General features: G+C 69.3%; 11 protein-coding genes. 7 read left to right on the forward strand and 4 right to left on the reverse strand.

Annotated elements, in window-relative coordinates:
* Positions 1 to 5: 5 nt before the first annotated feature.
* From ACU0DV_RS16635 to ACU0DV_RS16645, 3 genes are read left to right on the forward strand one after another with little or no spacing between them, the layout of a single operon-like run.
* Positions 6 to 416 (forward strand): hypothetical protein, encoded by a 411-nt coding sequence (locus ACU0DV_RS16635; RefSeq protein ID WP_283983242.1) that lies wholly within the window; start codon positions 6 to 8, stop codon positions 414 to 416.
* 1 nt (position 417) lies between these two features.
* Entirely contained in the window at positions 418 to 2,664 is a 2,247-nt protein-coding gene (locus ACU0DV_RS16640) for a glycosyltransferase (RefSeq protein ID WP_446242297.1), read from the forward strand.
* The gene (locus ACU0DV_RS16645) at positions 2,661 to 3,506 is read left to right on the forward strand and encodes a hypothetical protein (RefSeq protein WP_446242298.1); all 846 of its coding nucleotides are present in this window, start codon (positions 2,661 to 2,663) and stop codon (positions 3,504 to 3,506) included. The genes ACU0DV_RS16640 and ACU0DV_RS16645 overlap by 4 nt, the downstream gene beginning before the upstream one ends.
* A gap of 6 nt (positions 3,507 to 3,512) precedes the next feature.
* Here the strand turns inward: ACU0DV_RS16645 and ACU0DV_RS16650 are convergent, their stop codons facing one another.
* Complete coding sequence (locus tag ACU0DV_RS16650; RefSeq protein ID WP_446242299.1) at positions 3,513 to 5,840, reverse strand: protein kinase domain-containing protein; 2,328 nt, start codon at positions 5,838 to 5,840, stop codon at positions 3,513 to 3,515.
* A gap of 472 nt (positions 5,841 to 6,312) precedes the next feature.
* Here ACU0DV_RS16650 and ACU0DV_RS16655 point away from each other — a divergent pair, with 472 nt between their 5' ends.
* Complete coding sequence (locus tag ACU0DV_RS16655) at positions 6,313 to 6,639, forward strand: hypothetical protein (RefSeq protein WP_283983246.1); 327 nt, start codon at positions 6,313 to 6,315, stop codon at positions 6,637 to 6,639.
* Positions 6,640 to 6,846: 207 nt separating this feature from the next.
* Here the strand turns inward: ACU0DV_RS16655 and ACU0DV_RS16660 are convergent, their stop codons facing one another.
* Positions 6,847 to 7,461 carry a YitT family protein gene (locus ACU0DV_RS16660; protein ID WP_446242300.1) on the reverse strand — a complete coding sequence of 205 codons (615 nt, stop codon included), beginning with the start codon at positions 7,459 to 7,461 and terminating at the stop codon, positions 6,847 to 6,849.
* 176 nt (positions 7,462 to 7,637) lie between these two features.
* On the opposite strand from ACU0DV_RS16660, the gene ACU0DV_RS16665 reads away from it, so the two are divergent.
* The gene (locus ACU0DV_RS16665; RefSeq protein WP_446242301.1) at positions 7,638 to 8,504 is read left to right on the forward strand and encodes a glycosyltransferase family 2 protein; all 867 of its coding nucleotides are present in this window, start codon (positions 7,638 to 7,640) and stop codon (positions 8,502 to 8,504) included.
* A 173-nt stretch (positions 8,505 to 8,677) separates the two neighbouring features.
* Here ACU0DV_RS16665 and ACU0DV_RS16670 read toward each other — a convergent pair whose 3' ends face one another.
* A complete protein-coding gene (locus ACU0DV_RS16670) occupies positions 8,678 to 9,892 on the reverse strand; it encodes an NADP-dependent isocitrate dehydrogenase (RefSeq protein WP_283983248.1) in 1,215 nt (404 codons plus the stop codon).
* Between the two features lie 229 nt (positions 9,893 to 10,121).
* Between ACU0DV_RS16670 and ACU0DV_RS16675 the strand changes: the two genes are divergently transcribed.
* Both ACU0DV_RS16675 and ACU0DV_RS16680 read left to right on the forward strand, forming a co-directional pair.
* The gene (locus tag ACU0DV_RS16675) at positions 10,122 to 10,448 is read left to right on the forward strand and encodes a hypothetical protein (protein ID WP_446242302.1); all 327 of its coding nucleotides are present in this window, start codon (positions 10,122 to 10,124) and stop codon (positions 10,446 to 10,448) included.
* A gap of 1 nt (position 10,449) precedes the next feature.
* Complete coding sequence (locus tag ACU0DV_RS16680; protein WP_446242303.1) at positions 10,450 to 12,021, forward strand: methyl-accepting chemotaxis protein; 1,572 nt, start codon at positions 10,450 to 10,452, stop codon at positions 12,019 to 12,021.
* A 36-nt stretch (positions 12,022 to 12,057) separates the two neighbouring features.
* Here the strand turns inward: ACU0DV_RS16680 and ACU0DV_RS16685 are convergent, their stop codons facing one another.
* Positions 12,058 to 13,308, reverse strand: coding sequence for a multidrug effflux MFS transporter (locus ACU0DV_RS16685; RefSeq protein ID WP_446242304.1), 1,251 nt, complete (start codon positions 13,306 to 13,308; stop codon positions 12,058 to 12,060).
* Between the last annotated feature and the right edge of the window lie 5 nt (positions 13,309 to 13,313).

Raw genomic sequence — 13,313 nt, forward strand, 5'->3', positions numbered from 1 at the left:
GGCAGATGCTCGGTTTCGGGCATAAGACCGGCACCACGGCCCCCGAACCCTCCGCCGAACTGGCGCTGTTGCCGGATGACGTGCCGGTCATCATGGTCTTCACCCTCGACATCGACGCCGCCGCGCTGCCGCCGGTGATCGCCCAGCTGGACCGCCGCTTTGCCCGGCACAAGCTGGTCTTCGTGCATTCCGCGCTCGACTTCCGCCCCTTCATGGAGGCAAAGGCCGCCTTCGAGGTGCTGCCCTCCTTCGGCCAGATGGCGGCCTTCCCGGAGCTCGTGAACTGGCCGCGCTACCTCGAGGACCGGCGCGCGCTGCTCCTGTCGAAATGGCGCCCGCAACGCGCCATCGCCTATGGCTTCGACCTTCAGGGATACGCGGACGAGGCGGCGCGCCGCTTCGGAGGGCGGGCCTAGCGTGGAAGATCTCGATCTCGTCTACGTGCTCGACCCCCGGTTCGAGGGAGGGGCCTCCACCGCCGTCGCCGCCGAACTCGACGGGCTGGCAGAGGCACCGAACCCGCCGCGCGTCGGCATCATGATGGTCAAGGCGCACCTCCTCGGTCTGCCCTGGCCCTCGCACCCCGGCATCCGGCGCCACATCGAAAGCGGCTTTCTCCGCGTCGTCTGGCCGTGGGAGCGGCTGACCGCGCAGCTTGCGCTGGTCCACCACCCGGTGGTCTTCGCCAACCTGCCGCGCGTGCGCCTGCCGCTCCGGGCCGGCCGCGCGATCCTCGTCCTGCATCACCCCATGGTCGACGCGAAGGGCGCCCGGCAATACGACCTCGACGCGGTCTGCGAGGTCATCGCCGCGACGCTGGCGCCAGAGGTGCTGATCACCCCGGTCAGCCCGGTGGTGCGCCGCTCGCTCCGGGCGCGCAGGGGCAAGACGGGCGTGCTGGTCGAAGAGGACTGGATCAACCTCATCGCGCCCGAGGACTGGCCCTTCGATCCCGACCGCGCCGCGCCGGACCCGAAGAACATCGTGCTGGGCCGCCATGCCCGCCCGGACCCGTCGAAATGGCCCGACACGCTTAAGGAGGCCGCGCTGATCTACGGTGCGGAGGAGGACGACATAGAGGTCCGCGTTCTGGGCGCGGGCGACTTCCTGCAGGAGAAGTACGGCAAGCCCGTGCCGGGCAACTGGCGCCTGCTGCCGTTCGAGTTCGACGGCGTGCAGGATTTCCTCGCCGGGCTCGACTTCTACGTCTACTACCACGACAGCGCGTGGAGCGAGGCCTTCGGCAGGACCATCCTCGAGGCGCTCGCCATGGGCTGCGTCACCATCCTGCCGCCGCACTTCCGCGACCTCTTCGGCGACGCGGCGCTCTACGCCAAACCCGAAGAGGTGCTGCCGCTCGTCCGTTCCATCGCCGCCGATCCGGCCCGCTGGCGCTCCCTGCGTCTCGCCGCCCGCCGCTGGGTGCTGGAGAACCACGCCGTGACGTGGCGCGCCGCCGACCGGGCCAAGCTCTTCGGCCTCTCGGAACGCCCGGCGCCCGAAACCGTGCACGAAACGCCCGCCATCGGCGGCAGATCGCGCGCACCGGTCCTTTTCGTGTCCACGAACGGCATCGGGGTCGGGCACCTGACCCAGCAGATGGCCATCGCCGACCGTCTGCCCCGCGACGCGCTGCAACCGGTCTTTGCCTCCATGAGCTTTTCGCTCAAGGTCGCCGCCGACGCGGGTTACCCGGTGTTCTACCTGCCGCACCACCGCCACCTCGGCGCCGGGCACGAAACATGGAACACCGTCTTCGCCGAGGAACTCTACGACCTGATCCGCCACCTGCAGCCCGCGCTTCTCGCCTATGACGGGACGGCGGCCTTTGGCGGGCTGATCGATGCGCTCGACGCCTTCCCCGATCTCGTCTCCCTCTGGGTCCGCCGGGCCATGTGGCGCGAGATCCACCGCGATTTCCTCGACGCCTCCGACGCCTTCACCGGGGTGATCGAACCGGGCGAACTGCCCGGCGACCTCGACTTCGGCCCGACCCGCGACCAGCGCATCAACACCCATGTCACGGAGCCGGTCCTCCACATTGACCCCGCCGCCCGTCACGACCGCGCCGCCGCCCGCCGCCACTACGGCTTTGGCGACGACGACCTTGTCGTGGCGCTGCAGATGGGCTCCGGCGCGAATTTCGAGACGGCCGACCTGCGCGCCGAGGTGATCCGCCACCTGTTGCGCCATCCGAAGGTGCGGGTGCTGGACATCGTCTCGCCGCTCGCCACCCTGCCGCCGGTGCCCGAAGGGGCGGAGGCCCGTGTCCTCCAGCTCCGCGAATTCCCGAGCTTCCTCAACAGCCGCGCCGTCGATGCCGCGGTGGGGGTGGCGGGCTACAACGCTTTCCACGAACAGCTTTACGGCGGCATCCCCACGCTCTTCATCCCCAACGAGTCGCCCGAGATGGACAGCCAGCTCACCCGCGCCCAATGGGCGGAGGTCATGGGCCACGGCCTCTGCCTGCGCGACCGCGACACCGCCGCGCGGCTCGACGCGAAGCTGGCCGAACTGCTCGACCCCGACGCGCGTGCCGCGATGCGCGCCAGCATGGCCACGCTCAAACCCAGCAAGGGTGCCGCGGAACTGGCGGGTCTCGTCGCCGATCACGCGGGCATGGTGCGCACCGACCGCTTCCCGTGGGACGCCTACCCGCGATGACCGGCACCGTGACCCAACCCGCCCGCGACAAGCGGATGCTGGTGGTCTTCTCCGGGCCGCGCGCCGGGTCGAACCTGCTGGTCGACATTCTCGGGCAACTGCCGGACGTGCTGGCCCTCTCGGAGGTCTTCAACCCCGCGGGCATCTACGGGCTGAGCCTGCATCCCGACCTCGAAACGGAGCTGACCGAGCGCGCCGGGGGGCCGCAGGCGCTGGCCCGGCTCTTCCGGATGAACCCGCCGGGGGCGCTGGCGCTCCTCGACGCGGCCGTCCCGCAGGATCAGGCCATCGTACTCAAGGTCCTGCCGCATCACGTGCACCTCGCCGCCCTCCGCGAATGCCTCGAGGCGCAGGCCTTCGGCGCGCTGATCCTCACCCGGCGGCGGCTCGACCAGTACGCCTCCTACCTCAAGGCGCGCGAGACCGGCATCTGGTTCGGCGCCAACACCTCCGGGCTCAGGCCCGAAGGCGGGGCCGAGCAGGCGCTGGCCTTCGCGGGCATGCTCGATGCCTGGCTGGGCGACGTGGCGCGGCTGTGCGACGGGGCAGGGGTGGCGCGTGCCACGGTCGAATACGACCGCGACCTCCTGCCCGGCACGCCGGAGGTCCGGGCGCAGCACCTATCGCGCCATCTCGCGACGCTGGGCTTCGACGTTCCGGCGTGGGAATTCCCCTCCGCCTCCTACTTCCAGCGGCAGGACGGGACGGAGGACGCGCTCGACAAGTTCTCCAACGGTCTGGCGCTGGGGCAGGCGCTGCGCGGCCTCGGCGCGCTCGACCACCTCATGTCCGCCTTCCGTCCCTGGCCCGCGCCGGGCAGCGCGGCGGTGGACGACGACTGAGGCCCGTCAGCCGCGCGTTTCCAGTATCGCCGACTGCACGCCGAGGAAGATCTCCGGCGCCGCCTCGCGCCGCCTGACGAGGTCCTGCAGGAAGATGTCCAGCGTCTCCGTCACCTTGCGGTTGCCCTCGAACAGCGGCTCCCGCGTGTGGAAGGCCACCACGCGCGACCGGCCGATCACGCTGTCGTCGACGCGGAAGGCGACACGCGTCTCCGCCCGCGCCACCGCCTCCGAGAACGCGACCCGGATGCGCCCGTCCTCCGCCGTCTCGCGCAGCGCGGCGACACTGTGCTCCGGCGCAAGCCGGTTCGGCAGCAGATTGTAGACCACACCCTGCACGTCCACGAGGATCACGTGCAGGTAGCCCTCCGACCCCTCTGGCAGGCCCACGTCGATGGTCGGGTTGTCGCCGGGGCGGAAGATGCCGTCGGGCCGCGCCCCGCCATCGTCGCCGGAGCCGAAGGCGATCTCCATCCCTTCGGCGGGCAGCGGGGGCAGCGCCTCGTCGATGCGGCAATGCATGTCGTTCAGCACATCCGCGTCGATCTGCAACGACCGGCTGCCGATGCGGTCGGTCAGCGATGTCTCCAGCTCCGCGCGGCTGGCCTCGGCGGCGAAGGTGCCGGTGACCCTGAGCGTGTCGCCAAGCGCATAGGCCTCGCCCTGCGGCGGCTGCAACGTCAGCGCGCCACAGTCGGCCCAGAAGTCGATCACGTCGGAGAGGTCTCCGGGCGTCAGCACGCGCGGCCCCAGCAGCAGCTCCGCCCGCACGTCCAGCCCGGGATAGAGCGTGCCATCCAGCCCCTTGGTCGCGGCGTCGAGCGCGGCGCGGTCCTCCGCCAGCCCGGTGACTTCGGCCCGGTTGTCGCTGAGCGCGACCTCGAACTCCTCCAGCGTGGCGGCGGCACCGAGCAACGATATGACATCCTCCGGCCAGGTCTCTGCCAGAGCGCCGCTGCCCAGCGACAGCTCCGCCGTGCCGCCCAGGGCCTCGACCCGCTGCGTCAGCTCCGCCAGCGCCGCGGGCGAGGGGACAAAGCCCGTCGCCGTCACCGCGCCGTCCGCCCCGCGCGACACGGTCAGCTCGAATGGCGACTGTTCCGGGAAACGCGATCCGCCGGAGCCGTTCAGGACGTACCACGCGCCTCCCGCCACCGCCGCCACGGCCAGAAGGCCCGCGCCGATCCAAAGCCCCTTGCCGCGCTTCGGAGGCTGCGGCACGGCGGTCTGCCAATGCGCGGTGCCATCCGGTGCCATGGTCCATGTCCCGCCGGAGGGCGGCATGGTCCCCGGTGGCATCGTGCCCGGCGGGAACGTCCCCGGCGGAAACGTCCCCGGCGGCATGGTTCCGGGGGGGAAGGTCCCGGGCGGCATCGTTCCCGGCGGCACGGTGCCCGGCGCCATCGTGCCATGCCCGTTGCCCTGCGGCGGCACCGCGCGCACCGTCGGGCTCTCCGTCACCGTCAGCTCCGGCGGCCCGTCCAGAACGTAGTGCAGGGGGGTGCCGTTCTGCGCCCGCTTGAAGGCCTCCACCGCTTCGTCCGCCGTCTGGAACCGCTTCTTCGCGTCAGGCTCCGTCATCCGCAGGATCAGCATCCGCAACGGCTCCGGCACGCCCTCGGTGTCGAGCGGCTGCATCTTCTTCGGCAGCACCTCCATCGGCTGCTTGCCCATGTTGGGCTTCTTGCCGAGGTAGGTCGCCAGCAAAGCCGCGCCCAGCGCGTAGATGTCGGAGCGGGGATCGGTATGGCCGCCGAATTGTTCGGGCGCGGCATAGCCCAACTTGCCCGCAAAGCCTTCGCCCACGATCGTCACCGCGTCGGGCGTCGTGTCCTTGGCGATGCCGAAGTCGATGATGACCGCCTGCCGGGGATCGCCCGCGCGCAGGATGATGTTGTCGGGCGCGATGTCGCGATGCACGATGTTGTTGCGGTGCGCGTCCGCCAGTCCGGCCAGCACCCGCTCGCCCACGGCCAGCACGTCCTCCATCGACATGCCGCCCTCGCGCAGCACGATGTCGAGCGCCTTGCCCTCGATGTAGTCCATCACGAGATAGACGATGCCGTCCGGGGTCCGCTGGGTGTCGAAGTAGCGCACCACCGCGTCGTGCCGGATCTCGCGCACGCCTTCCTCGCGGGTGATGAGCGAGGTGTAGCTGTCGTTGTCGGAGAACTCGGCGCGCAACGCCTTGATCGCCACCACGCGCCCCGAAATCGTCGAGCGTGCGAGATAGACCTCCGACAGGCCGCCACGGCCGAGGACCGCCTCCACCCGGTAGGTGTTGTTGAGGAGCTGTCCGAGCTGGAAGATGTCTTTCGCCCGGGGGTCCTTCATGCACGCATCCGATGTGGCCTCTCTGCTCAGGGGCGACCTTAGCACCGGCATCGGGGCGCGTCGATTGCAAGCGGCGCCGCATTCGCATTTCAGGACACGGGCTTGGCGGGTGTGGCCGGCTTGCCCGGATGGCGGGCAGGGGCCGGGTGCCCCGCTTTGATGCACCTCGAACGTCAGTCGATCGCGGCCGGGGCCCGTGCACCGCGCACCCCCGGTCAAAGCCCGGTTCCCGATGACCCGACAGACCCGCAAGGCCAGCGGCGGCAAGGCGCCCGTTGCTGCGCTGCAGCGCGGCAGAACTTGGCCAACCCCTTGGAATGCGGTCTTGAATGGCGATCCGCCGCCCAGCCGCACCCGGCCTTTGGGCAACCTTCCGCGCCGAAACGCGGCCCGCCTCCCGCACCTCTGGCAAGCGCCCGACCGTGCCCCCAGATCCCTGTCATCTTCGAACCAACCCGAAGGAGGAAAGAAGATGAAAACCGCAGCACTGACCGCAGCCGCCCTCGCGGCCCTCACGCTCCCCGCCTTTGCGCAGTCCACCACGATGGACGGCGAGATGGGCGCCGATGCCCCCATGCCCGGCGCCGATGTCGCCGTGATGGAGCAGATGGACGCCGACGCCGACGGCTTCGTCACGCTGGCCGAAGTCCAGGCGGTCTTCCCCGAGGTGCAGGCCGAGGTCTTCGACGAGGCCGATGTCGATGCGGACGGGCTCCTGAACGCCGACGAGGTGGTGATCGCCCAGGCCGACGGTCTCCTGCCCGAAGAGCCCGCGGACGACAGCACCGACCGCGGCTGACGCCCAGGCCCACAGGCCGCGCCCCTTCTCCTCCCTCGGGAGGGGCGCGTGCCCCCGGGCCGCCATGAACGGCGGCCAGGGCCAGCGCGCGGCTTACCTCCCGTGCCCCGCGCTGGCCAGGGGGCCTTCCCGATTGTTCAGTTCCATGGTCCGGGGTGTCTGCCCCGACCGGCACGCAACCCGCGCCTCGCCGGTCATGCGCAAAGCCTACCGCGAGCGCGCGATGTACCTGTCGCCCCGATGGTTCACGGTGATCATCAGGTTCAGGATCACCGCCCCCAGAAGCGACGTCGCCGCCACCTCCCAGGGGAACAGCGCGAATGCCAGCGCAAAGACGCAGAGGTCGAAGGCAAGCTGCACGTTGCCCGCCGCGATCCCCCGCGTGTCCTGCAGCCAAAGCGCCACGATGCCCACACCGCCCAGCGTCGCCCCGTGGCGGAAAAGCACGATCAGCGCCACGCCGCCCAAGACTCCGAAGACCACCGCCGCCACCCAGGGCTGCAGCGCCGTCACCGTCAGCCCCAGCGGCAGTACCTCGGTAAAGATCGACAGCAGCGCCACCGCGGCAAAGGTCTTCAGAGTGAACTTCACCCCCATCCGTCGGAGCGCCAGCACGTAGAACGGCAGGTTCAGCACAAAGAACACCGCCCCGAAGGACCATCCCGCCGCATAGGACAGGATCAGCGACAGGCCGGCGATCTGCCCGGTGATCAGCCCGCCCGCGCGCAACGCCTGCACGGCCAGCGCCATCAGGAGCGTGCCGACGATCAGGCCCACCGCGTCTTCGTAAAGGGTGTGGCGGTCGGCGGGGGGAAGGTGCATCAGGCTGGGCATCGTCAGCCGATGCCCCATTGCGGCGGCGCGGGCAAGGGGCAGGGTGCCGCGGTCTGCCCGGCGCCGGTGCGTTTGCTCAAACTCAGGGCGGTGCGCGGTTGAAACTCCCCGCGCGCCGCGAAACAGTGGCGCGGAAACGGATGCACGGCGTCGAAAGGGCCTCCATGCGCATTGCCTGCCTGACCATGGTCCACCGCGATTACTGGGCCTTGTCCCGCTGGTACGCCCATCACGCCCGCCACATCGGCGCCGGGAACCTCTTTGTCGTGGCCCATGGCGCCGATCCGGACATCGCCCGCATCTGCCCCGGCGCCTCGGTCCTGACCATCCCGCGCGACGGCTTCGACAATTTCGACAAGGCACGGGCCGAGATGCTCGACGGGTTCCACGCCGGTCTCTCGAAGGTCTACGACTGGGTGATCCGCACCGATGCCGACGAACTGGTGGTGATCGACCCGGACCGCTGGGACAGCCTCGCGGCCGCGCTGGCCGCCTGCGAGGTGCCGGTCGTCACGGCCCTGGGTTTCGACCTTGCCGAACGCCCCGGCGACACGCCGCTGAAGGATGGCCCGGTCTTCGGCCCGCGCCGCGCGCTGGCCTTCTCCGGCCACTACTCCAAGGCCGTGGCCGCCCGCCGCGCCGTGGGCTTCCAGCTGCACGGCACCCGCGTCGCCCCCCGCAAGCTCGAGAGCTTCCCCTTCCACATGCCGCAGGGGCTCTACCTCGCGCACCTGAAATACGCCAACCGCGCGGTGCTCGACGACGGCAACGCGATCCGCATGGCGGTGGCAAACGCCCCCGGCAAGGGCCTGCCCGGCGGCGGCTGGCAGGAGGCCGGCGAAGACGCCCGGAAATTCTACGAAACCTTCGAGGCCAAGCCGCAGCTGCCATGGGAAGAGGCCGAACCGCAGGCCCATGCGACCCTCTCGGTCAAACCGGCCCGCCTCGACCGCTTCAGCGTGGTCAAGACCCGCGCCCTGAAACTGCCCTTCCGGACCGAGCTGCCGGACCGCTTCTTCGGCCAGGGCTGACCCCGGACCCCAAACCAGGAAACCCCGCCCCGGACCCAAAGGCCCAGGCCCTTCATCTTGGCTCAAATACCTGCGGGGGGTCCGGGGGGCGGCAGCCCCCCGGCGGATCGGCGCGCGCCAACGCGGCGAAAAACCGGACCAGTCAGCGCGCCAGCGCGCCGACATCCCGGCCCTCAGCCCACCAGCGCCTTGTTCAGACGCTCGTCGACCTTCTCGAGGAAACCCATCGTGGTCAGCCAGCCCTGGTCCGGGCCCACCAGCAGCGCGAGGTCCTTGGTCATGAATCCGGCCTCCACCGTCTCGACGATCACCCGCTCCAGCGTCTCGGCAAACGCCCGCAGCGCCACGTTGTCGTCCAGCTTCGCGCGGTGCTTCAGCCCGCCGGTCCAGGCATAGATCGACGCGATGGAGTTGGTGGAGGTCGCCTCGCCCTTCTGGTGCTGGCGGTAGTGCCGCGTCACCGTGCCATGCGCCGCCTCCGCCTCGACGATCCGGCCGTCCGGCGTCATCAGCTGAGAGGTCATCATTCCGAGCGAGCCGAAGCCCTGCGCCACCGTGTCCGACTGCACGTCGCCGTCGTAGTTCTTGCAGGCCCAGACGAACTTGCCGTTCCACTTCAGCGCGCAGGCCACCATGTCGTCGATCAGCCGGTGCTCGTACCAGATGCCCGCTTCCTTGAACTTCTCGGCGAACTCGGCCTCGTAAATCTCCTGGAAGAGGTCCTTGAACCGCCCGTCATAGGCCTTGAGGATGGTGTTCTTGGTCGACAGGTACACCGGCCAGCCCAGCGTCAGACCGTAGTTCAGCGACGCCCGGGCAAAGTCGCGGATCGACTCGTCCTGGTTGTACATGCCCATGTAGACCCCGGCGCCGGGCGCATCGTAGACCTCGCGCTCGATCACCTCGCCGTTGGCGCCTTCCCATTTCATCGTCAGCTTGCCGGCCGAGGGGAAATGGAAATCCGTCGCCTTGTACTGGTCGCCGAAGGCATGGCGGCCCACCACGATGGGCGAGGTCCAGCCCGGCACCAGCCGCGGCACGTTGCGGCAGATGATCGGCTGGCGGAAGACCACGCCGCCCAGGATGTTGCGGATCGTGCCGTTGGGCGACTTCCACATCTTCTTCAGGCCGAATTCCTCGACCCGCTGCTCGTCCGGGGTGATCGTCGCGCATTTGACCGCGACGCCCACCTCCTTGGTCTTCTCGGCGGCGTCGATGGTCACCTGGTCGTCGGTCCTGTCGCGCTCCTCGATCCCGAGGTCGTAATACAGCAGGTCCAGGTCGAGGTACGGCAGGATCAGCTTTTCCTTGATGAAGGCCCACATGATGCGGGTCATCTCGTCGCCGTCCATTTCCACGATCGGGTTGTCGACCTTGATACGGGTCATCGGCTTTCCCCTCTGCGATGAGTCGTTTGTCCGCTGTCTAACGCATGGGACGTTGCACGGGAATGAAGTATACAGTGGCATACCGAAAAAACATCCAGCCTGCGGCCCCGCGACAGGCAGTTCAGGCAAGCCCTGCACGCATTTGCGGCAGTTTTTAAATACCTGAAATTTAGAGATAAATCCGGAGGCGTTAAACGGCGGGTAATCTCCCTTGCCCTAGGCAGGCCGGATGAGAAGCCTCGTTCGACAAATCGCCGGAATAGCGCTGCTTGTGGCGATGCTTGTCCTCGTGACCGGCGCGGCGCTGGTGGTGACGGTCTCGGCCCTGCCGCCGCGCGACGGGGCACCGGTGGTGGTGATCGCCTCACCCTGGTCCACGGGGGCCGGGGGCATGGTGGACGCCGCGGGCGGGCGCAGGCTCACGCCCTGGCCGCCGCGCAGGCTGGCCGCCCTGGCGGTCTTCGACGGCCATCTGCCCGCCGACAGCCTTCGACGTCTGGGGGCCTGGGCGCTGGTCGATGGCGGGCAGCTCGCCCGGTTCTGCGGAGTGTCCTGAGATGACTTCCCTCGCCACATGGGCCCGGCGGCCGGACTTCCCGGCGCGCCGTATCGCCGTCAGCGCGCTGCTCTTGCCGCTGATCCCGCTCGCCAGCCTCTATGCCGGGACACCTTTCGTCCCGGCGCTCATGGGGACGTTGGCGCTGGGTGTGGCGATGGTTCTGGGAACCGCCATGTCCTCGGGCCTGCGCGACTACGTGATGGCCACGGCGATCATGGGTCAGGCGATGATGATGACCGCCGTCTTCACCGGGCACCCGTTCCAGCTCGACACGCACATGCTGTTCTTCGTCCTGCTGGCGGTGATCGCGATCCCGGGGCGGATCGACGTGCTGATCTACGCCTGCGCCATCACGGCGCTGCATCACCTGCTGCTCACCGTCGCGCTCCCGGCGCTGGTCTATCCCACGGCAGAGCTGACGACCAACATCGCGCGCACCGCGCTGCACGGCGGCATCGTCGTGCTGGAGGGCGTCGTGCTGGGCCTTGCCGCCCGCGACCGCAACGCCAGCCTCGCGCAGATACGCAGAAAATCGCGTGAGTTGGAGATCGGCACGCAGATGGCCGAAGACGCCCGGCTGGAGGTTCAGGCCGCGCACCAGGCCGCCAGCCGGGTGATCGGGGAGATGCGCATCGCCCTCAGCCGGCTGGCCGGGCGCGACCTCTGCTTCGGGATTCAGGGTCCCTTTCCCGCGCAGTACGAGGTGCTGCGCTCCGAATTCAACGTGACCGTCGGCACCCTGCGGGAGGCCTTCGCCAGCGCCAGCGACGTGGTCGGCGGATTCTCGACCGACTCGCAAAGCCTGTCCCACACCATGAACGACCTCGCCGCCCTGTCAGAGGTGCAGTCCCGCGCGCTGGCAGAGATGACCGCCGCCACCGAAACGCTGGTCGACGTGCTGTCGAGGACCGCCGAACAGGCGCGCGACGCCGCCCGCAGCTCCGGAGAGGCGCGCGACAGCGCCGTCAACGGCAGCGAGGTCACGACCGCCGCCATCGCCGCCATGCGCGCCATCGAGGAAGGCTCCCGCCAGATCGAATCCATCGTCGACCTGATCGACGACGTCTCCTTCCAGACCAACCTCCTGGCGCTCAACGCCGGGGTGGAGGCGGCGCGCGCCGGAGAGGCGGGCAAGGGGTTCGCCGTCGTCGCGGCAGAGGTGCGGCAACTGGCGAAAAGCACGTCGGAGGCGGCCAGCGGCATCCGTCAGCTGATCCACGACAGCACCCGTCAGGTCAGCAGCGGCGCGGAACTGGTGGATGCCGTGGGCCAGCGCCTGCAGGAGATCAAGGACCAGATCTCCCGCGCCAGCGAGCTCACCGCCTCGATCTCCAACCGCAACGCTGAACAGGCGGGCGCGCTTTCGCAACTGCACGAGATGGTGCGCAGCACCAACGACCGGACCCGGCAGGCCGCCGTCATGGGCGAACGGCTTGCCGGAATGAGCCGCCGTATGACCGTCTCCTCAAGGAAACTGTCCTGCGACATGGAGGCTTTCACCTTCTCCGAGGACGACCTGAAGGACCCCGACGACCGGCCACCGCCGGACCGGACCGGCCCGGCGCCCTGAACCGCCGGACAGCCCTGCAGGTGCGCGCGCCTTGCGTCAGGCGTCTTCGAGGTGGCGCAGCCTGCGCATGACGAGCAGGCCCAGCGTGGCATAGATCAGCACCCCGCCCACCAGCGGCACTGGCGTGCCGTTGAACAAGAGCCCGATGGGAATCGCCAGGACAACGGAGGCCACGGTCGCCAGCGCGCTGATGACCGAAGCGGCGGTCCCCGCGATATGGCCCATGGGCGACATGGCGATGGCGTTGAGGTTGCCGATGGTCAGCCCGGCCTGGAAGAACTGCACCTGCTGCCAGACGAGGAAGGCCACGAACAGCACCAGCGCGCCGGGGTTCAGCACGAGCAGCACCAGCATCCCGACGCTCGCCACGATCTGCACGTAGAGGATGGAGTTGATCAGCCGTCGCATCCCCAGCCGCACCACGAGCCTCGCGTTCACGTAGCTCGACGAGGCGGCCAGGATTGCCGTCAGGCAGAACCACAGCGGGAAGGTCTCGGCCCGGTCCAGCCAGACCGAATAGATCGGCTGGATCGAGGAAATGACCGAGAACAGGCAGGCAAAGGTCAGCGTCAGCACGACGATCGGCAGCCGCACGTCGGGCAGCGCCATCATCTCCGTCAGCGCCGCGCGGATCTGCCGCGGGCGGAACGGGCGGCGCCGGGACTTCGGCAGGGTTTCGGGCAGGCGGATCGTCACCCAGGTCGCCGCCGCCACCCCGAAGATCGCCGCGGCCACGAAGATCATGTGCCATTCCCAGACGCGGATGATCTGCTGGCCCAGAAGCGGCGCCATGGCGGGCACCAGCGCAAAGACGATCATCACGAAGGACATGATCTGCGCCATGCCGCGCCCTTCGTAAAGGTCGCGCGTCACGGCCATCACCACCACGCGCGGCCCCGCGGCGCCCAGCCCCTGCAACATGCGCGTGGCAAGCAGCCACCACAGGCTGTCCGACAGCACCGAGGCCAGCGCCGCCAGTACGTAGACCGCCACGCCCGCGACGATCACCGGCTTGCGTCCGAAGCGGTCCGACAGCGGCCCGGTGAACAGCGTGCCGATGCCCAGCCCCAGCACGAAGGTGGTCAGCACCAGTTGCGCGGCATTGGGCGAGTCGGGGCTGAGATCGCTGGCGATCTCGGGCAGCGCGGGCATCATCCCGTCTATGGAAAAGGCCACCATCGCGGTGAGCATCGCCATCATCGTGACGAACTCCAACCGCCCCGGCATGACGTAATCGGGCGTGGCAGGTGTTGCGGGCGCCTGAGGCGCTTGGGGACGGGACGTCATGCCGC

The sequence above is a fragment of the Sagittula sp. genome (genome assembly GCF_052825245.1).

Bases quoted from the DNA above. Each gene is read 5' to 3' on its own strand.
- ACU0DV_RS16680 (WP_446242303.1), top strand. From the start codon at position 10,450: ATGACTTCCCTCGCCACATGGGCCCGGCGGCCGGACTTCCCGGCGCGC.
- ACU0DV_RS16645 (WP_446242298.1), top strand. From the start codon at position 2,661: ATGACCGGCACCGTGACCCAACCCGCCCGCGACAAGCGGATGCTGGTG.
- ACU0DV_RS16685 (WP_446242304.1), bottom strand. From the start codon at position 13,308: ATGACGTCCCGTCCCCAAGCGCCTCAGGCGCCCGCAACACCTGCCACG.
- ACU0DV_RS16675 (WP_446242302.1), top strand. From the start codon at position 10,122: ATGAGAAGCCTCGTTCGACAAATCGCCGGAATAGCGCTGCTTGTGGCG.
- ACU0DV_RS16660 (WP_446242300.1), bottom strand. From the start codon at position 7,461: ATGCACCTTCCCCCCGCCGACCGCCACACCCTTTACGAAGACGCGGTG.
- ACU0DV_RS16650 (WP_446242299.1), bottom strand. From the start codon at position 5,840: ATGAAGGACCCCCGGGCGAAAGACATCTTCCAGCTCGGACAGCTCCTC.
- ACU0DV_RS16670 (WP_283983248.1), bottom strand. From the start codon at position 9,892: ATGACCCGTATCAAGGTCGACAACCCGATCGTGGAAATGGACGGCGAC.
- ACU0DV_RS16635 (WP_283983242.1), top strand. From the start codon at position 6: ATGCTCGGTTTCGGGCATAAGACCGGCACCACGGCCCCCGAACCCTCC.
- ACU0DV_RS16655 (WP_283983246.1), top strand. From the start codon at position 6,313: ATGAAAACCGCAGCACTGACCGCAGCCGCCCTCGCGGCCCTCACGCTC.
- ACU0DV_RS16665 (WP_446242301.1), top strand. From the start codon at position 7,638: ATGCGCATTGCCTGCCTGACCATGGTCCACCGCGATTACTGGGCCTTG.